The organism is Thalassospira sp. MCCC 1A03138 (genome assembly GCF_002115785.1).
Lineage (GTDB): Bacteria > Pseudomonadota > Alphaproteobacteria > Rhodospirillales > Thalassospiraceae > Thalassospira.
The window spans coordinates 92,337-110,470 of record NZ_JFJY01000003.1 but is presented as its reverse complement, the minus strand read 5'-3'; the positions used below and the strand labels follow the sequence as shown (position 1 = coordinate 110,470).

At 51.5% G+C, this 18,134-nt stretch carries 16 protein-coding genes; 11 read left to right on the top strand and 5 right to left on the bottom strand.

The window, feature by feature from the left end; genetic code table 11:
* The first annotated feature begins 29 nt into the window (after positions 1 to 29).
* The 10 genes from dusB to TH468_RS08250 all read left to right on the top strand — a co-directional run bounded on the left by dusB (position 30) and on the right by TH468_RS08250 (position 12,120).
* Positions 30 to 1,034, top strand: a complete 1,005-nt coding sequence (dusB, locus tag TH468_RS08295) for a tRNA dihydrouridine synthase DusB (RefSeq protein WP_085643205.1) — start codon at positions 30 to 32, stop codon at positions 1,032 to 1,034.
* Between the two features lie 43 nt (positions 1,035 to 1,077).
* Positions 1,078 to 2,223: a nitrogen regulation protein NR(II) gene (locus TH468_RS08290; RefSeq protein WP_085643203.1), complete on the top strand. Its 1,146-nt coding sequence runs from the start codon at positions 1,078 to 1,080 to the stop codon at positions 2,221 to 2,223.
* Entirely contained in the window at positions 2,220 to 3,668 is a 1,449-nt protein-coding gene (ntrC, locus tag TH468_RS08285) for a nitrogen regulation protein NR(I) (RefSeq protein WP_085643201.1), read from the top strand. Before TH468_RS08290 ends, ntrC begins: the two co-directional genes overlap by 4 nt.
* Positions 3,665 to 5,938, top strand: a complete 2,274-nt coding sequence (locus tag TH468_RS08280) for a PAS domain-containing sensor histidine kinase (RefSeq protein ID WP_210402233.1) — start codon at positions 3,665 to 3,667, stop codon at positions 5,936 to 5,938. Before ntrC ends, TH468_RS08280 begins: the two co-directional genes overlap by 4 nt.
* 50 nt (positions 5,939 to 5,988) lie before the next feature.
* On the top strand, positions 5,989 to 7,371 hold the full coding sequence (locus TH468_RS08275; RefSeq protein ID WP_007089554.1) for a sigma-54 dependent transcriptional regulator: 1,383 nt from the start codon (positions 5,989 to 5,991) through the stop codon (positions 7,369 to 7,371).
* 43 nt (positions 7,372 to 7,414) lie between these two features.
* Positions 7,415 to 8,794, top strand: coding sequence for a Trk system potassium transporter TrkA (gene trkA / locus TH468_RS08270; RefSeq protein ID WP_007089555.1), 1,380 nt, complete (start codon positions 7,415 to 7,417; stop codon positions 8,792 to 8,794).
* Positions 8,795 to 8,856: 62 nt separating this feature from the next.
* The gene (locus TH468_RS08265) at positions 8,857 to 9,543 is read left to right on the top strand and encodes an HAD family hydrolase (protein WP_085643199.1); all 687 of its coding nucleotides are present in this window, start codon (positions 8,857 to 8,859) and stop codon (positions 9,541 to 9,543) included.
* A 120-nt stretch (positions 9,544 to 9,663) separates the two neighbouring features.
* Positions 9,664 to 9,921 carry an RNA chaperone Hfq gene (hfq, locus tag TH468_RS08260; protein WP_085643197.1) on the top strand — a complete coding sequence of 86 codons (258 nt, stop codon included), beginning with the start codon at positions 9,664 to 9,666 and terminating at the stop codon, positions 9,919 to 9,921.
* A gap of 7 nt (positions 9,922 to 9,928) precedes the next feature.
* Complete coding sequence (gene hflX / locus TH468_RS08255) at positions 9,929 to 11,260, top strand: GTPase HflX (protein WP_085643195.1); 1,332 nt, start codon at positions 9,929 to 9,931, stop codon at positions 11,258 to 11,260.
* 38 nt (positions 11,261 to 11,298) lie between these two features.
* Complete coding sequence (locus tag TH468_RS08250; RefSeq protein WP_246832265.1) at positions 11,299 to 12,120, top strand: inositol monophosphatase; 822 nt, start codon at positions 11,299 to 11,301, stop codon at positions 12,118 to 12,120.
* A gap of 19 nt (positions 12,121 to 12,139) precedes the next feature.
* Here TH468_RS08250 and mazG read toward each other — a convergent pair whose 3' ends face one another.
* The 5 genes from mazG to ectA all read right to left on the bottom strand — a co-directional run bounded on the left by mazG (position 12,140) and on the right by ectA (position 17,116).
* Positions 12,140 to 12,964 carry a nucleoside triphosphate pyrophosphohydrolase gene (gene mazG / locus TH468_RS08245; RefSeq protein WP_085643191.1) on the bottom strand — a complete coding sequence of 275 codons (825 nt, stop codon included), beginning with the start codon at positions 12,962 to 12,964 and terminating at the stop codon, positions 12,140 to 12,142.
* A 150-nt stretch (positions 12,965 to 13,114) separates the two neighbouring features.
* Entirely contained in the window at positions 13,115 to 14,614 is a 1,500-nt protein-coding gene (locus tag TH468_RS08240) for an aspartate kinase (protein ID WP_085643189.1), read from the bottom strand.
* Positions 14,615 to 14,700: 86 nt separating this feature from the next.
* The gene (locus tag TH468_RS08235; RefSeq protein ID WP_007089562.1) at positions 14,701 to 15,102 is read right to left on the bottom strand and encodes an ectoine synthase; all 402 of its coding nucleotides are present in this window, start codon (positions 15,100 to 15,102) and stop codon (positions 14,701 to 14,703) included.
* A gap of 65 nt (positions 15,103 to 15,167) precedes the next feature.
* Complete coding sequence (ectB, locus tag TH468_RS08230) at positions 15,168 to 16,451, bottom strand: diaminobutyrate--2-oxoglutarate transaminase (protein WP_085643187.1); 1,284 nt, start codon at positions 16,449 to 16,451, stop codon at positions 15,168 to 15,170.
* A gap of 116 nt (positions 16,452 to 16,567) precedes the next feature.
* On the bottom strand, positions 16,568 to 17,116 hold the full coding sequence (gene ectA, locus TH468_RS08225; RefSeq protein ID WP_085643185.1) for a diaminobutyrate acetyltransferase: 549 nt from the start codon (positions 17,114 to 17,116) through the stop codon (positions 16,568 to 16,570).
* 319 nt (positions 17,117 to 17,435) lie between these two features.
* Here ectA and TH468_RS08220 point away from each other — a divergent pair, with 319 nt between their 5' ends.
* The gene (locus TH468_RS08220) at positions 17,436 to 17,936 is read left to right on the top strand and encodes a MarR family winged helix-turn-helix transcriptional regulator (protein ID WP_007089565.1); all 501 of its coding nucleotides are present in this window, start codon (positions 17,436 to 17,438) and stop codon (positions 17,934 to 17,936) included.
* Positions 17,937 to 18,134: the final 198 nt, after the last annotated feature.

The window sequence follows — 18,134 nt, the reverse complement described above, 5'->3', positions numbered from 1 at the left end:
CCCAAGTTTTAGGCAATCGGATTTCCTTCATGTCTTTGCAGATCGGTTCTGTAAATGTGCCAGAGAATGTCATCCTGGCACCAATGTCAGGTGTGACTGACCTTCCTTTTAGGCAACAGGTGCGCCAGTTTGGCGGGCATCTGGTTGTGTCGGAAATGATTGCGTCTGATGCCATGACACGTATCCAGCGCCATCAAAAAGAAGTGCGCAAAATGCACGGCGATTGTGCAGCCGAAAGCCCGCTTTCCGTTCAGCTTGCCGGAACTGAACCCGATGAGATGGCGCTTGCCGCAAAGATGAACGAAGACCGCGGTGCTATGATCATTGACATCAATATGGGCTGTCCCGCCAAAAAGGTCACAAAGGGCTATGCCGGATCGGCCCTGATGCGTGATGAGAATCTTGCTGCCGATATCATTGAGGCAACCGTCAATGCCGTTTCCGTACCCGTAACGCTTAAGATGCGTTTGGGATGGGACGATGACAATCGTAATGCGCCGCGTCTGGCAAAAATCGCCGAGGATCTGGGAATTGCGATGTTGACCATCCATGGTCGGACACGCTGCCAGTTTTATAAAGGCGATGCGGACTGGGACGCAATTGCGCTGGTCAAACAGGCTGTATCGATCCCGGTTATCGGCAATGGGGACGTCAATAGCGAGGAAGATGCGGCAGAGCTTCTGAAACGTTCCGGCGCTGACGGTGTAATGGTAGGGCGTGGCGCGCAGGGACGACCGTGGTTTCTGGCACAGGTATCACATTATTTGAAAACCGCTCAGAAACTGTCAGCGCCGTCCCTTGATGTGCAACTGCAAACGATCCTTAGTCATTATGATGCGATGATTGATCATCACGGTCAGCAAGGTGTCCGTATCGCAAGAAAACATTTGGCGTGGTATTGCAACAGTTTACGCAACGCGACCGAATTCCGTCGTATTGTGAATGAGTTAAGTGACCCATTTGAAGTCAAGGATCAGATCAGGGCATTCTACGAGCCATTGATCGAAAATGCGGATAAACAGGTCGCGGCCTGAGAAAAACAAGAATTCAATAGCGATATTATCGGGGAAACTTTGAATGAGACTTGGATTTGGCAAAGGAAACGGGGTGGACCCGACTGGCGTGCTTAATGCAATTGCCAGTGCGGTCGTCGTTTCTGATCGGGATGGCAAAATCCGCTTCGTCAATCAGGCAACGGAACAGCTGTTCAACACCAGCGCCGCCGTTTTGTGCCGCAGCAACCTCAAGGACTTCATTCCCGGTGACAGCCCAGTTTTCTCGTTGATCAGTCAAGCCATCGACGAAGCAACCTTGGTGGCTGATCATAATCTTCTGATCGAAAGCCCGAAGATTGGCAAACATACTGTCAATCTGACAGTGGGCTCGATGCCAGATGAACCTGATTGCGCTGTTCTGACGTTCGAGCCGCGCTCGATCGCTCAGAAGATCGACAATCAGTTGTTGAGCCGGAACTCGGCGCGCTCGGTAAGTGCAATGGCGGCAATCCTTGCGCACGAGATCAAGAACCCACTGTCGGGTATCCGTGGTGCTGCACAGTTGCTTGAACAAACATCGAATGAAGACGACCGGGTGCTAACGCGGTTGATATGTGATGAGGCCGACCGGATCGTTGACCTTGTTGATCGCATGGAAATCTTTTCCGACAAACCAATGGAACGCGGTGCGGTTAACATTCATACCGTGCTTGAACATGTCCGCAGGCTTGCTGAAAACGGTTTTGGCAAACACCTTGCATTCGAAGAAATCTATGACCCGTCGTTGCCGCCGGTATTTGGCAACCGAGATCAGCTGATTCAGGTATTTCTAAACCTTCTTAAAAATGCAGGCGAGGCTGTCGACCATGACAGCGGTCATATTGTGATTTCAACGCGCTACCAGCATGGCGTTCGCCTTGCCGTTGCTGGCGGCGATGCACGTGTGCATTTGCCACTGGTTGTGTCGGTACGCGACAATGGACCGGGCATTGCGCCCGATATGCGCGAAAGCCTGTTTGATCCGTTTGTGACGACCAAGCCAACCGGTTCCGGACTGGGGTTGGCGTTGGTGGCGAAGATTATCAATGACCATGGTGGCGTTATCGAAGTGAAAGATGCACCGGGGGGCGGTGCTGAATTTCAGATCATGCTGCCGATCTATAACCGCACGCTGGCCGAAGACGTCGGTGCGGACAATATAATGAAAAACAAGGAAGAAACCGTATGAGCCCGAGCCCGGCCAGAATTCTTGTTGCTGATGATGACCGTGCGATCCGTACTGTTCTGACGCAGGCTCTGTCGCGTCAGGGGCACGAGGTCCGCAGTACCGGTCACGGACGTACATTGTGGGACTGGATTGCCGATGGGGACGGCGATCTGGTGATTACGGATGTCATGATGCCAGATGAAAACGGGCTTGATATGGTACCGCGTATCCGCAAGCTTCGACCGGATTTACGCGTTATCGTCATGAGCGCGCAGAACACCCTGATGACAGCCGTAAAAGCAGCACAGCGCGGTGCCTTTGAATATCTTCCAAAACCCTTTGATTTAAACGAGTTGATCAGCATTGTTGATCGTGCGCTTGAAACACCACAAGCCGCCGACAATGCCAAATCATCAGATGATGAAGGTGATGACCGTCTGCCATTGATCGGTCGTTCCGCAGCAATGCAGGAAATCTATCGTGCACTTGCCCGGTTAATGAATACTGACCTGACAGTAATGGTTACTGGCGAAAGTGGTACCGGCAAGGAACTGGTGGCGCGAGCACTTCATGAATATGGTGGTCGCCGACACGGGCCGTTCGTTGCCATTAACATGGCGGCAATCCCGCGTGAACTGATCGAAAGCGAGCTGTTCGGTCATGAAAAGGGTGCTTTCACCGGTGCCAACGAGCGCAAGGTTGGCCGGTTCGAGCAGGCCGAGGGCGGTACGCTGTTTCTCGATGAAATCGGTGATATGCCGCTTGAAGCGCAAACCCGTTTGCTTCGTGTCCTTCAGGAAGGCGAATATACCCGTGTTGGCGGGCGCACGCCAATCCGCGTTAATGTTCGTATTGTTGCGGCAACACATCGCGATCTGCGCAAACTGATCCGCGAAGGAACTTTCCGCGAGGATTTATTCTATCGCCTGAATGTCGTGCCGATCCGTTTGCCATCCCTCCGGGAGCGGCTTGAAGATATCCCGGAACTGGTCAATCACTTCCTGATGCAGGCAAGCGAAGAGGGACTTCCTCGCAAGACGCTTTCTTCCGATGCGATGGCGCGTTTGAAGGTGCATCGCTGGCCGGGCAACATCCGCGAACTGGAAAACATGGTTCGCCGTCTGACGGCTCTATATTCGCATGATGTGATTGGTGTCGATGTTATCGAAACCGAGTTTTCCGAAAATAACATCAGCGAGTCGACCCCAGTAGGAGAGCCCCAGTCACTTGCTGAATCGATCGAACGTCATGTTCGCGAGTATTACGATGCCCATGACGAGGATTTGCCATCAAGTGGTCTCTATGATCGTATTCTGCGTGAAATGGAACGCCCGCTTTTGACCGTCACACTTGAAGCCACACGCGGTAATCAGGTGAAGGCAGCCGAGGTTCTTGGGCTTAATCGCAATACCCTGCGCAAGAAAATTCGTGATCTCGGACTGGAAGTTGTCAGGGGCGCAAAATGACCGAAGCCGGACGACCCGTCACCAGTCGTCTTATGCAGTCGTGGTTTGTCAGGTTCTTGGGGCGACTTAGCCAATCGCGAAAGTTTGCGATAGGTTTGGTCTGTGCAGCACTTGTATCTGTTCTTGCGACCTATCTCGCGATGACCGGTACCGCGCCGCTACGGCCAGAACCCCGTCTGATCATCCTTCTGCTGAATATTGACCTTGTTCTTGTTCTTGCTCTTGCCACGTTGGTTGCCCGTAAGCTCGTCCAGATATGGGCAGAGCGACGTCGTGGTACGGCTGGCGCCAAACTGCATACAAGAATGGTTCTGCTGTTTTCGCTGGTCGCGGTAACGCCAGCGATTATCGTTGCCGTATTTTCCGCGTTGTTCCTGCATTTCGGTATTCAGGGCTGGTTCAGTGATCGCATCAGGACTGCCGTCGAAGAAAGTATGGTGATTGCCGAAGCATATCTGAAAGAACATCAGGAACTGATCCGGGCAGACGTTCTTGCAACGGCCAATGACCTTCAACGTCTTGGCGTCAACTTTGCGACTGACCGGGAGCGGATCAACAGAATTCTGACGGCGCAGGCAGATGCACGTGGTTTGCCCGAAGCCGTCATTATTGATGGCAGCGGAACCGTTCTCGCGCAATCTGATTACAGTTTCTCATACGATCCTGTTTTGTCGCCAATACCGCAGGAAGTATATGATCGCGCGCGGAATAATGATGTGGTTCTGCTGTTGGGCAATACTGACAATCGCATCCGTGCGATGACGCATCTCGACAGTTTCATTGACGGATATCTTCTTGTTGGTCGCTTCGTTGACCCCAATGTGCTTGAGCGTATCGACAAGGCCCGCAAGGCAGTTACCGCTTACGAAAACCTTGAAGGTGAGCGGTCTGGGATCGTGATCACCTTTGTCATGATCTTCGTTCTGATCGCTGTTGTGCTGCTTTTGGCGGCGGTTACGTTGGGGCTTATGGTCGCTACACGGTTGGTTGAGCCGATTTCTCAATTGATCATCGGCGCGGAAAAAGTGCGTGATGGTGATTTAACTTTCCGTGTTCCGCTTGCGGGGCAGGAGGACGAGCTTGAAGCCTTAACCCGTGCCTTCAACCGCATGACGTCCCAACTTGACACGCAGCGGACGGAACTGGTGGCAGCCAACCGTTTGAATGATGAACGTCGACGCTTCACCGAGGCTATTTTGGGTGGTGTGACAGCAGGCGTTATCGGGCTTGATGCAGAATGTCATATCAATCTTCCAAACCGCAGCGCATCAGATCTGATGGGAATTGATCTGGATGGGGCTATCGGGCAGTCTATCTGCGAGGTTATCCCGGAATTTTCCGAGCTGTTCGAAGATCTCAGCAAGGAAGGGGATCGCAGTAAATCACGGCAGATCGAAATACGGCACGATGGTTTGAATCTTATGCTTTTAGCGCGCGTCACGATCGAGCGTGCGGAAGACCGGTCTATTTTCGGATATGTCGTAACTTTTGACGATGTCACTGAACTTCAAACCGCGCAACGGATGGCCGCATGGGCTGATGTTGCCCGCCGTATCGCCCACGAGATCAAGAACCCGCTAACTCCGATACAGCTTTCAGCAGAACGTCTTAAACGTCGATATCTGAAGGAAATTCAAAGCGATACCGAGGTGTTTAAAACCTGTACCGACACGATTATTCGTCAGGTTGGAGATATCGGGCGCATGGTTGATGAATTTTCAAGTTTTGCCCGAATGCCATCGCCAAAAATGAAATCGGAAAAGATTGTTGATCTGGTGAAAGGTGCCGTGTTCCTGCAAAAACAGGCCTACACCAAAATCATCTATGACTTCGACGAAAAGGCAGGTCGTGAAATTGAGGTATCCTGTGATGCGCGTCAGGTTAACCAATGTCTGACCAACACCCTTAAAAATGCCGCAGAGGCGATCGAGGGGCGGGAAGGTGATGTTACCGAGCTTCCACAAGGACGTATTGAAATTTCTGTGACACGTTCTGATGAAAATCAACGTATCTATGTGACAGTTTCGGATAATGGCAAAGGTCTGCCGGTTGAAAACCGTGAAAGGCTGACCGAACCCTACGTGACCACACGATCAAAAGGTACTGGTCTTGGTCTTGCAATCGTCAAGAAAATCATGGAAGACCATGGCGGAGAGCTTATACTTGCCGACGGTGTTGAGAGCGGAGCAACCGTTACGCTGGCGTTTCCGACCGCAGGCAAACACATAACTGCAGAAGATACTGCGGACAGCAATTCTTTGAACAACTGACCTGGTTGTTTCATCAGCAATAATTTAAATACGGGCATATTGGTCAAGACATGGCGCACGATATTCTGATCGTCGATGATGAAGAAGATATCCGGGCTCTGATTGCCGGAATTCTGGAAGACGAAGGACACAAGACCCGTCAGGCAGGCTCCAGCCAGGAAGCGCTTTCCGAGGTTGCTGCACGCCGTCCGAGCCTTGTGATCCTCGATATCTGGATGGATGAAAGCGATCACGACGGTATCGAGACTCTCAAGCTGATCAAACGTGAGCATAGCGAAGTCCCTGTAGTCATGATTTCCGGCCACGGAAATATTGAAACCGCGCTTGAAGCTTCACGCAACGGGGCATATGATTTCATCGAAAAACCGTTCAATACGGATCGGCTTTTGCTGGTGGTTGAACGTGCCATCGATGATGCGCGCCTGCGCCGCGAAAACCGCGAACTAACAATGCGGGCAGGGGGCGATACCGAACTTGTCGGCAGTTCAAGTGCCATCAACGGATTGCGCCAAGCCATTGATCGGGTTGCCCGCACAGGAAGCCGTATCTTGATTTCAGGCCCCGCTGGTTCGGGAAAAGAGGTTGTCGCGCGCCTGATCCACAAAAATTCCGCCCGTTCAGATGCTCCATTCGTCGTGCTGAACTGCGCAAATATTTCGCCGGAAACGATGGAGGAATCCCTGTTTGGTGCGGTTGCGGCCGCCAATCGGGAAGCCCGTACCGGGGTGCTCGAACTCGCACATGGCGGTACACTTTTGCTTGATGAAGTGGCTGATATGCCACTGGAAACTCAAGGAAAAATCGTTCGTGTGCTGCAGGAGCAAACCTTTGAACGTGTTGGTGGTTCTGTTCCGGTCAGTGTTGATGTTCGTGTCGTTGCGACGACTGCGCGCGACCTGGAAGAGCGTATTGCTGAACAGCGTTTCCGTCAGGATTTATACTACCGTCTGAATGTTGTACCCTTGCAGGTGCCTTCGTTGCAGCAACGTCGCGATGATATCCCGGATCTTGCCGAATGGTTCCTTGTGCGTTACGCCGAAGCGACCGGCCTGCCAAAGCGTAAATTGTCGGGGGAAGCATTGGCTGCGTTGCATTCCTATGACTGGCCGGGAAACGTTCGTCAGCTGCGAAATGTGATTGAACGATTGATGATCATGGCGCCGGATGACAGTACGGATATTATCAGCGGTAAAATGCTGCCAGCCGAGCTGTTTGAAGATGTGCCTGTATCTTTGAATTTTGATAAAACCAGTGAAATCATGGCATTGCCACTGCGTGAAGCCCGCGAGATGTTCGAAAAGGAATATCTTCAGACACAGGTGGAACGCTTTGGCGGGAATATTTCCAAAACCGCAAGTTTTGTAGGAATGGAACGTTCGGCCTTGCATCGAAAACTCAAAAGTCTGGGCGTGAATGGAGAACGTGCTGAATAAGCCGCTTCATACGATCCGGAACTTTTGAACGGGAGACGAAACAATGAAGGTCATCATTTGCGGCGCCGGGCAGGTGGGCTTCCACATTGCCAAATACCTTGCTGCCGAAAACAATGATGTGACGGTTATCGACCAGTCGGAAGAATTGGTTCGCAAGATTTCCGATACACTGGAAGTCAAGGGGATCATTGGCTTTGGATCACATCCTGATGTCTTGCAGCAGGCTGGAGCCGACGAAGCAGACATGCTGATCGCGGTGACTTTTGCCGATGAAGTCAACATGACGGCCTGTCAGGTTGCGCATTCGCTGTTTAATGTACCGACGAAAATCGCCCGTATTCGTAGCCAGACTTATCTGCAGCCAGAATGGGCCAGCCTGTTTGGCCGTGAAAAGTTGCCGATCGACGTTGTGATTTCCCCTGAAATGGAGGTTGCTCGCGCCGTTGCGCGTCGTCTGCGCGCACCGGGGGCTTTTGATATGATCCCGTTTGCGGATGACAAGGTCAAAATCCTTGGTCTGCGATGCAATGAAGATTGCCCGGTGATCAACACGCCGCTTCGGCAATTGCATCAGCTTTTTCCGGATCTGAATATTTCGATCCTGGGTATGATCCGTAATGATAAACCAGTTTATCCCAAGGGCGATGATCAGATGCTGGCTGGCGATCTGGTCTATCTGGCCGTTTCCAGTGACCAGGTGGATCGTGCCATGTCGGCCTTTGGTCACGAAGACCCGGAAGCACGACGGATCGTTATTTTCGGGGGGGGGAACATCGCACTTTTCCTGGCCGAGGAAATCAATCAGAACTTCCCCGGTGTCACTACCCGCCTGATCGAGGCTGATCCGGAACGTGCACGTTTCGTAGCTCAGAAACTGCCAAAGAAAAGCGTGGTTCTGCGCGGGGATGTGCTTGATCCCGAACTGCTTGAAGAGGCCAATGTCGGCAATGCCGAGGCGGTTGTCGCGCTGACTAACGATGATGAAACCAACATTCTGTCATCGCTTCTGGCGAAACGGTATGGCTGCCCGCGCGCGCTGACCCTGATTAACAAAAGCACCTATACATCCTTGGTCTCCGAGCTTGGGATTGACGTTGTCATCAGCCCGCGCATGACGACGGTGTCGACCATTCTGCACCATGTTCGTCGTGGGCGAATTCGTGCGGTGCACAGTCTTTCCGAAGGATTTGGCGAAGTTCTGGAAGCAGAAGCACTTGAGACAGCACCAATTGTCGGCAAGGCGATCAAGGATATCGCCATGCCGGCAGGCGTCGTGTTTGGTGCAATCCTGCGCGATGGTGAAGTCGTGATGCCACGCGCCAATACGGTAATCGAAGCCAATGACCGGATTGTGGTATTCGCGGGCTCCGAGCAAATCAAAAAGGTCGAGAAGATGTTTGCCGTACGGCTGGAATATTTCTAGATATTCAAAGGTTTGCGGCACTTTTCTTGTAAATCAGATTCACGTGCGTTCCGGATATATTCATGTCAGAAAAAATGCCATTGCCGCCCAAAGTCGTTATTTTCGATTGGGACAATACGCTGGTCGATAGCTGGGAAACCATTCAGGCAGCTCTTAATCTGACATTTGATGATTTTGGCAAGGATCGGTGGGACCTTGTCGAGACAAAAACACGGGTCGCGCGTTCATTGCGGGACAGTTTCCCAACCCTGTTTGGCGACGACCGCTGGGAAGAAGCCAAAGATCGTTTCTATGCCCATTTCAAGGCGATACACTTGGACACCCTTACGCCACTCGCGGGCGCGCATGATCTTTTGAGCGCGCTTCGTGATACTGGTGCCTATATGGGGGTGGTCAGTAACAAGAACGGTGATTTTCTGCGCTCGGAAGTTGCCTATCTTGGTTGGGGGCATTTTTTTGGTGGTGTGGTCGGGGCTACAGATGCAAAAAAAGACAAACCGGCGGCTGATCCAGTGCATCTGGCGATGGGCGACTCTGCTGCGGCGCAACATGAGAATCTGTGGTTTGTGGGTGATAGCGTGGTCGATATTCAGTGCGCGCGCAATGTTGGTGCAACCGCGATACTGATCGGCGACGAAATTACCGGACACGGGGACACCACGAATTCCGCGAATCTTGGACCAGATTGGCATTTCCCCGATTGCGAAGCGCTTGTAAGGCTTGTAAAAAGCTTTGCGAAAGTCTTATAGTTCAATCAGGTCATAAAAATGGGGCTGGAGCCGTAATTGACAGAAAAGTCGTCGGTTCTGCGTTTTCCTTGGCCGCCCGAAACGATAAAAACGCTCATAAAAGAAGGCTAGGTCTAACCAATGGCGGAAAAATCACAAAATGTTCAGGACGTATTCCTGAATTATTGCCGTAAAAACAAAACGCCGGTTACCGTGTTTCTGGTCAACGGAGTCAAATTGCAGGGCATTATTACCTGGTTTGACAATTTCTCTGTTTTGCTGCGGCGCGATGCTCACACCCAGCTCGTTTACAAACACGCGATTTCGACGGTAATGCCGACGACACCGATTAAACTGTTTGATCCGAGCCAGCCTGTGACGGACGAAGAAAATAGCTGATGAATCTCTGACTGCGGGGGCTAACGGCGACGATGACAGCCCCCGGGTCCTCGTTTTCCATCCGGAACTGAAACGTGCGGATCAAGCTGGATCCTGGCGCGACGCATCGTCGCGACTGGAAGAAGCCGTCAGCCTGACCGGCGCACTGGATTTTGAAGTTGTGGGCGCAGAGGTTGTGCCCATAGCAAAGACACGCCCGGCCACCCTGTTTGGGACCGGTGTCGTTGAACGCCTTGGAAATCAGATCAAAGCCGAAGAAGCCGACATTGTCATGATCAATGGTCAGCTTTCCCCGATCCAGCAGCGTAATCTGGAACGGGAATGGAAATGCAAGGTTATTGATCGGACCGGCCTTATTCTCGAAATCTTTGCTGATCGTGCGCGCACCCGTGAGGGGCGCCTGCAAGTCCAACTGGCGTTGCTGAGCTATCAAAAGTCCCGTCTGGTTCGGACATGGACGCACCTTGAACGCCAGCGTGGCGGTCGCGGCTTTCTTGCTGGCCCGGGTGAACGTCAGATCGAGATTGACCGTCGTTTGATTGGCGACAAGCTGGCCAAACTTCGCCGTGAGCTTGAGGAAGTCAAGCGGACGCGCGAACTTCATCGCGAGGCACGTCGACGCGTTCCTTATCCGATTGTGGCACTTGTCGGTTATACCAACGCTGGCAAATCAACACTGTTCAACCAGTTGACCGTTTCGGACGTCTTTGCCGAGGATATGCTGTTTGCAACCCTTGATCCGACCATGCGCGGTCTTGAATTGCCAAGTGGTCGTAAGGTGATCCTGTCAGATACTGTCGGATTTGTTTCAGACCTGCCACACGATCTTGTGGCAGCGTTCAGGGCGACACTTGAAGAAGTTCTCGAAGCTGACTTGATCGTGCATGTGCGTGATGCCTCCTCGTACGAGGCGGAAGCCCAGAAGCTTGACGTGCTGGAAGTGCTAAAAGCGCTTGGTCTGCAAAAGGCAATTGACGGCGAAGAGCTGGTCGAGGCGCTGAACAAATGTGATCAGCTTGAAGGCGAAGATTTGACTGCTGTGCAGGAATATTCGGCACGTAATGCCAATACGATTGCAATATCAGCGGTCAAAGGCACCAACTGTGATGCATTGCAGGCTCTGATCGAGGATAGGCTGACCGAAGACATGCCTGTTTTCGAGCTGCTTGTCCCTTATTCGGATGGCAAGGCGTTGGCTCGGCTCTATGAACAGGGGGAAGTGCTAAAACGCATTGACGGTGAGGACGGCATTTCGGTGCAGGTCAGGATTGATGACAGTCGCGTCGGTCGTTTCGAAGATTGGTGCGCCAAATCCGGGTTTGATCCGCATTTGGTTTAGGATTAGTCGCTAAAACTCAGACTGGAAAGGAACAAGGTGTGCTTAGTGTCGATATGGATAAGGTGACTGAGATTATCCGCGAAGTATCGGCAGAAGAGATCGCACCGCGTTTTGGCCAGTTGGAAAAAGGCGACATCGATACCAAAACCCATGCAATGGATCTGGTAACGATTGCGGATACCGAGGCAGAACGTGTTCTGACAAAGAGGTTTTGCGATCTTTTACCCGGCAGTGTAGCACTGGGTGAAGAGGCCGCGCATGCCGACCCGAAACTGCCGGAACGTGTGTTTGGTGAAGATGCCCCGATCTGGATCATCGATCCGGTAGATGGCACCAAAAACTTCGCCCACCACAAACAGCCGTTTCGCTGCATGGTTGCCCTTTATCACCGTGGCGAAACTATTGCTGCGTGGATTGTTGACCCTATTGAGGGTTCGGCAACGGTCGCGGAAAAAGGGGCGGGGACGTTTCATAATGCCACCCCCGTCCGGGTTCGCTCAGACATTCAGGCAGCCAAAGATGCCAAGGGATTTCTGATCTCGTTCGCGCGTGATCGTATTCGCAAGCATTATGGTCATATCGATTTCTTTGACGAGATTGCCCACTATTCCTGTTGTGGGGCCGAATATCAGGAAATTGCCCGGGGACTTTTTGATTTCTGCGCCTATCGCAATCTGAAACCCTGGGACCATGCGCCCGGCACCTTGCTTGTGCGGGAGGCCGGTGGTGTTGCCAAATATATCACCGCTGAAAGATCGAATGAATATCACGCTAATGGCAATGCGCCAGGTTTACTGTGTGCATCCTCACCTGAACTTTGGGCGGAAATGAACGAGTTATTGCTGACTTTGTTCGAGTAGGTTTTTCGCTCTTTGTCCTTCAACCGCTATTGCGCTCCGCCTGTTTGGCGGCATTCCAAAGAGCATCCATTTCTTCCAGATCGGATTGCCCTGCACTTCGCCCATCGCGTGCCAATTCGTTTTCGATGAAATGAAAACGTCGTGTGAATTTGTGGTTTGCGCGACGCAAGGCAACTTCGGGATCAACGCCCAGCTTGCGCGACAGGTTGGCCATGACGAACAGTATGTCACCGAGTTCGTCCTCAATCCGATCCTGATCAGGGTTTTCAGTCAGTTCGGCCTGGAGCTCGCCGATTTCTTCATGCAGTTTATCAAAAACTTCATCCGTGGATGGCCAGTCAAACCCGACACGCGCAGCCCGTTTCGTCAGTTTCTCGGCACGCATCAGCGCGGGCAGGGCGCTTGCCACACCGTCAAGGGCGCTATGGCGTTGCTGCCCTTTTGTTTCAGCCTTTTGCGCACGTTCTTCGGCCTTGATCTTTTCCCATGTCTGATTGACACCATCCGTGGTTATGGCATCACCATCGCCAAAGACATGCGGATGACGATCAATCATTTTCGAAACAATGCTGTTTGCGACATCTTCAAAGGTGAAATGACCTTCTTCGGTGGCCATCTGCGAATGAAAAACGACCTGAAGCAACAGATCGCCAAGTTCCTCGCGCAGTTCGCTCATATCATTCTGGGCGATCGCATCGGCAACTTCATATGCCTCCTCAATTGTGTAGGGGGCGATGGTCGCAAAATTCTGTTCCAGGTCCCAAGGGCAACCGCCATCGGGATCACGTAATCTGGCCATGACATCCAGTAATGCATTGATTGCCTTGCTGTTATGGTTCGCCATGTCCGTAATGTCCTGCTTATTCGTTGTGACTTGTTCATTCTGTCGTAACGCGACATACCTTGCATGGCAAGCTCGCGGAAAATCAAGGCAAAACAAAACCCGCCAGAAGATGACTGGCGGGTTTAGATTTGTAATTGCCGCTTGATTTAATCAGGCTGCGGCACGCTCTTCGGGTTTGGCTGCGCTTTTATCGTCAGCTTTGCTACGCTTGCCTTCGACAAGCCCCCGATGCAACGCCTTGATTGCCTTGTTGAAGTCGCCTTCGGCAACCACGAACTGAAGATCAACACGGCGACTTGGATAGTGGCTGGCGACCAGTTCAATACCGTCGGCGTCAAGAATTCCAACCGCGCGGGCAAATAGGCCCGGCTGATCAATATTGGCACCGATCACAGAAACAATTGCAACTTTGCGGGTTTTCACACTCGCTTCGGGTTGTTTCTCTTCGATCTCGTCGACACAGCGGCGGATTTGTTTAAGCGGTGCGGATACATAATGCGTGATCGTGTTTGCATTCAGGTTCTTGGTGACGGTTGGAACCTTGAAGCGTTTCAGGACACTCAGAATTGTTTCTTCGCCACCGGCAACACCAACCATGTCCTGATTGAACACTTCGATTTCGAATGCTGTCGGTACGCCAGTCACGATTTCGACACGGCTGTCATCCGGATCCCAATGATCGTCAATGACGGTCCCCGGATGTTCCGGCTCAAATGTATTGGCAATACGAAGCGGTATATCATTCTGACGCAGCCCCTTTGCTGCGCGCGGATGAATGGCTTCCATACCCATATTTGACAACTGATCGGCGACATCATAGCTGGTGCGACCAATCGGACGCACAGCATCCTCACCGACGATGCGCGGATCAGCACTCGACAGGTGGAATTCCTTGTGAATGATCGCTTCGCGGGCCTGTGTCAGGCAGGCGATACGCGAAAACGTCACTTCGCTGTATCCGCGGCCATAGATGCTCATCAAACCTTCGCTGCACTGGGCATAGCCAGTGGCAATCGGAAGCTGTTTGGAGATATCGATATCGGAAAATACCTTTTCGATACGGCCATCAAGCGTTGATGCTTCCGGCTCACGCCAGCCAGAAAGGTCGGCAAAAACAGCATTAACACCCTTGGCACGGAGCAACAGCATGGTGTTGTGGGCACTATGCGATTCACCAATCGCGCTGAGCATTTCGCGAACAGTCAGCAGATGCTTTTCAAGCTTGAAATGCCCAAAGCTGCAAAGGCGATGCAGGTCCATCAGACAACTGCGCGTGCCTTCAATACGCTCTTGAACGAATGCATTTGCCAGCTTGAGCTCCGGCGCATCGCCAAAGATTTCTTCGTTAATCGCACACATCTTTTCAGAAACCTTGGTCAGGGAATCGCCCCATGCCCAATCGGTTTCCGAACCCGCATAAAGCTGATAAACACCGGCTTCACCGGTCTTTTTGTTTTCCAGCAGCATGTCAGTGAAACCGCCATAAGCCGAAACCACAAAAACGCGGTTATAAAGTTCTTCATCGCTACGATTGCCGACAAGGATGTTGTCCATCACGGCATTGACCTGCGACATCGATGTTCCGCCGATCTTGTGAACGCTATGCCCAGCGTCCGTTTTTGCGACAGTCTTTTTCTGGGCTGAAAGCATGTTGCCTCCTTTGGGGGCGTTTCCTTGAAAAGTCTATTCATTCAAAGCTTGGGGCGGTCCGAGATGGCCGCCCCAAAGCAAAAGCCCTAGCTGGCGAGTGCATCACCATCAAGCGGGTAAACCCCGTTTTCGTCGTGGGTTTCGCGCCCGTTAAGCGGCGGGTTGAACGCACAGGCAACCACCATATCCTCGGTGCCACCACGCAGATAATGACGATCGTGCTTATTGAGTATGTAAACTGTGCCAGGCACGATCTTGTACTTCTTGCCATCCGCGATGGTTTCGACCTCGCCATTACCAGAAATGCAATAGACGGTCTCGAAATGGTTGGCGTAGCAAATTTCGGTCTCGGTGCCGGCATAGATCGTGGTGATGTGGAACGAGAAACCCATGCCATCATCAGCAAGCGACAGACGAGTGCTTTCCCAGTTATCGGCGACGATACGGCGACCGGATGCTTCACATTCTTTCAGTGTACGAACAATCATGTATAACTCTTTGATTTAATTTGAACCGTGGGGCAGGGCGACACTGTGATGTCGCCCAGTTAAAATCATTCAGCAGCAGCCTTTGGTGCAACAATTTCCTTGTCCATTGCCTTGGCGGTCGCCATTTCCAGAATATCAAGGCCGTGGGCCAGATCTTCTTTGGAAATGATCAAGGGCACCAGGCATTTGACGACTTCGTCTTCCGGGCCACTGGTTTCGATAACCAGATTGTGCGCGAAACATTCCTTGGTAACCTTGGATGCGACCTCGCCACTTTCAAAGCAGATACCCTGCATCAAGCCGCGACCTTTGCGATATATTTTCCCATCGCCATAGCGTTCGGCAATTTGTTCAAGGCGCTTGCCAAGGAAGTCGGCCTTGTCGCGGATATCGGTAGCGAACTTGTCATCCGACCAGAAATGATCAAGTGCAGCCGCTGCCGTCACAAATGCATGGTTATTGCCACGGAACGTGCCATTGTGTTCACCCGGATGCCATACATCATATTCCGGTTTGATCAGAACAACGGCCAGCGGCAAACCATAAGCCGAAAGCGATTTAGAAAGCGTCACCATATCGGGTTTGATCCCGGCTGGCTCAAAGCTGAAGAAGGTGCCTGTTCGGCCACAACCTGCCTGAATATCATCAACGATCAGCAGGATATCGTGCTTACGGCAGACCTGTTCCAGCTTTCTCAGCCAGTCAAAATCAGCCGCGTTCAGCCCGCCTTCGCCCTGAACGGTTTCAACGATGATGGCAGCGGGCAGGGCGATACCACTTGAATTGTCGCCCAGAACACGGTCCAGATATTCAGTCGTGTCGGCACCGTCACCCATGTAACCATCGAAGGGGACCGCCACGGCATTATCAAGAGATACGCCAGCAGCACCACGATGATGCTCGTTACCAGTAATTGCCAGTGCACCAAGTGTTACACCGTGGAAACCATTGGTGAATGAAATCACGGTTTCGCGTCCTTTTACACGGCGCGCAAGCTTAAGGGCAGCCTCAACCGCGTTGGTTCCGGTTGGGCCGGTAAACTGGATTTTATAATCCATGTTGCGTGGTTTCAGCACTTTGCTTTCCATCGCATTCAGGAAAGCAGCCTTGGCCTTGGTGTGCATATCCAAGCCATGAGTAATGCCGTTCGATTTGATATAATCGATCAGCTTTTCCTGCAACACAGGGTGATTATGGCCATAGTTAAGGCTGCCTGCACCGGCAAGGAAGTCGAGATAACGTTTGCCATCGGTATCGGTCAGCCAAGCACCTTCCGCTTTTTCAAAGGTTACAGGAAAGGAGCGAGCATAGCTCTGGACTTCTGATTCAAGACGATCAAATACAGTCATAATTCCCTCTTTTGATTGGGAAAATAAAAAAATGGTTCTGTCATAGCAAACGTCCGGGCAAGCCGGTTTGTTCCAACCAAATGACAGCAGAAAGCAGGAAAATGATGATCTGGTGATCAGGCTGCTACGCGCGCAACGTCCTCACGTTCGAACGGGCCGATCTGCCAAAGTATCTCACTTGCGGATGCACCATCGAAATGTGTTTCGCGTTCGAACAGGACCTTACGCTTGACCTCCGTCTCCAGTTCGCGTGCCACCGAACGGAAAACACCCTGTGACGGCGCATTCGACGACGTAATAGTCGTCTGCAGCTCGGTCACGTCATGGCAAATCGGGCGATCAAGGATTTCAAGAATCATGGACTTCGCAAGCTTCAGGCCGCGCGCCTTCGGTGAAACGGCAACCTGCCAGATAAACAGACGTTCCGGATTTTCCGGAACAATGTAGCCGGAAACGAACCCTACGGGCTCGCCGTTAAGTTCTGCGATCACGCAGGTATCTGCGAAATGCGAACACTGCAACAGGTTGCAATAAACAGAATTTTCGTCCAGCGGCTTGCATTCAGCAATCAACTCATTGACTGAGGCACCGTCTGTGGCCTTGGGTTTCCGGATCATCAAATTGGCTTTACGGCCGTTATTGCCGTTTGTGGTGGCAATTTTCATCGGTCTATCTGCTCTATTATTTCGATACACGATCTTTCATGTCGCGATGAATATATAGAATATCGATGTAAAAAGGTCAACATGCGCTCTGTGACGAAATCGTGATACATTTCAATTAATTGATATTATTTGATATTTTATTTTTAGCGGCTCATTTATTTTATGGGAAAATCAAAGCAAATCGCATAGATAATCCAACGGTTTTCGATTGAAATATATTTCGATGATCTATGTAAAGCGTCCGGAAAACGTTGCGGAGTATCAATTTTATGGGGTATTAATTGGTCAAATCAGAACAACAAATTCCGGAAATTGCAGCATGGACAAGTTGCACGAAGCGCTCATTTCAATTCGACGCATTTTGCGCGCCAGCGACATTCACGCCAAAAAGCTTGGAAAAGTCACCGGCCTCAAGACATCGCAACTTATTGTCCTCCAGTCTCTTGAAGAATTCGGGGAAATGACCGTTGGGGAAATCGCGGGGAAAGTCAATCTTGCCCAGGCTTCAGCAACTGCGCTTGTCGATAGGCTTCAGGCGATGAACCTCGTGATGCGTGCGCGCGGAAATACAGACAAACGAAAGGTCTTTGTGCAACTGACCGAGCATGGTCGAAATGTTCTGGGTCGTGCACCAATGGCACTTCATGATCGGTTTTCTGATAAGTTCAAGGCGCTTGACGAGTGGGAGCAAAGCTTCCTCATCGCAGCCCTTCAGCGTGTTTCCGGTATGATGGACGCCAGCGACTATGACGTCGCACCACTGCTTGATCACGAGGTAATCGTAGAGAAGGGTGGTGAACCACCCAGATCCGCTCATTGATTGGTCTGCAGCCAAGAGGTTCGCGTACGAAAATACAGGCGGCAGGTGCAAAAGGAAAAGCTTGGAATGTATCGTGATGATAGTCGAGCAGAAATTTAGCAACGCCGATCATGAAAAGATATTATGTTTTATAACAACATTAGAATTTCTCATTAAATAGATCACAATTAATTTGTCATAATATATATTATAGAACTT

What these genes read in the sequence shown, in the direction of transcription:
- dusB (WP_085643205.1), top strand. Translation starts at nt 30, where the DNA reads ATGTCTTTGCAGATCGGTTCTGTAAATGTGCCAGAGAATGTCATCCTG.
- TH468_RS08290 (WP_085643203.1), top strand. Translation starts at nt 1,078, where the DNA reads ATGAGACTTGGATTTGGCAAAGGAAACGGGGTGGACCCGACTGGCGTG.
- ntrC (WP_085643201.1), top strand. Translation starts at nt 2,220, where the DNA reads ATGAGCCCGAGCCCGGCCAGAATTCTTGTTGCTGATGATGACCGTGCG.
- TH468_RS08280 (WP_210402233.1), top strand. Translation starts at nt 3,665, where the DNA reads ATGACCGAAGCCGGACGACCCGTCACCAGTCGTCTTATGCAGTCGTGG.
- TH468_RS08275 (WP_007089554.1), top strand. Translation starts at nt 5,989, where the DNA reads ATGGCGCACGATATTCTGATCGTCGATGATGAAGAAGATATCCGGGCT.
- trkA (WP_007089555.1), top strand. Translation starts at nt 7,415, where the DNA reads ATGAAGGTCATCATTTGCGGCGCCGGGCAGGTGGGCTTCCACATTGCC.
- TH468_RS08265 (WP_085643199.1), top strand. Translation starts at nt 8,857, where the DNA reads ATGTCAGAAAAAATGCCATTGCCGCCCAAAGTCGTTATTTTCGATTGG.
- hfq (WP_085643197.1), top strand. Translation starts at nt 9,664, where the DNA reads ATGGCGGAAAAATCACAAAATGTTCAGGACGTATTCCTGAATTATTGC.
- mazG (WP_085643191.1), bottom strand. Translation starts at nt 12,964, where the DNA reads ATGGCGAACCATAACAGCAAGGCAATCAATGCATTACTGGATGTCATG.
- TH468_RS08240 (WP_085643189.1), bottom strand. Translation starts at nt 14,614, where the DNA reads ATGCTTTCAGCCCAGAAAAAGACTGTCGCAAAAACGGACGCTGGGCAT.
- TH468_RS08235 (WP_007089562.1), bottom strand. Translation starts at nt 15,102, where the DNA reads ATGATTGTTCGTACACTGAAAGAATGTGAAGCATCCGGTCGCCGTATC.
- ectB (WP_085643187.1), bottom strand. Translation starts at nt 16,451, where the DNA reads ATGACTGTATTTGATCGTCTTGAATCAGAAGTCCAGAGCTATGCTCGC.
- ectA (WP_085643185.1), bottom strand. Translation starts at nt 17,116, where the DNA reads ATGAAAATTGCCACCACAAACGGCAATAACGGCCGTAAAGCCAATTTG.
- TH468_RS08220 (WP_007089565.1), top strand. Translation starts at nt 17,436, where the DNA reads ATGGACAAGTTGCACGAAGCGCTCATTTCAATTCGACGCATTTTGCGC.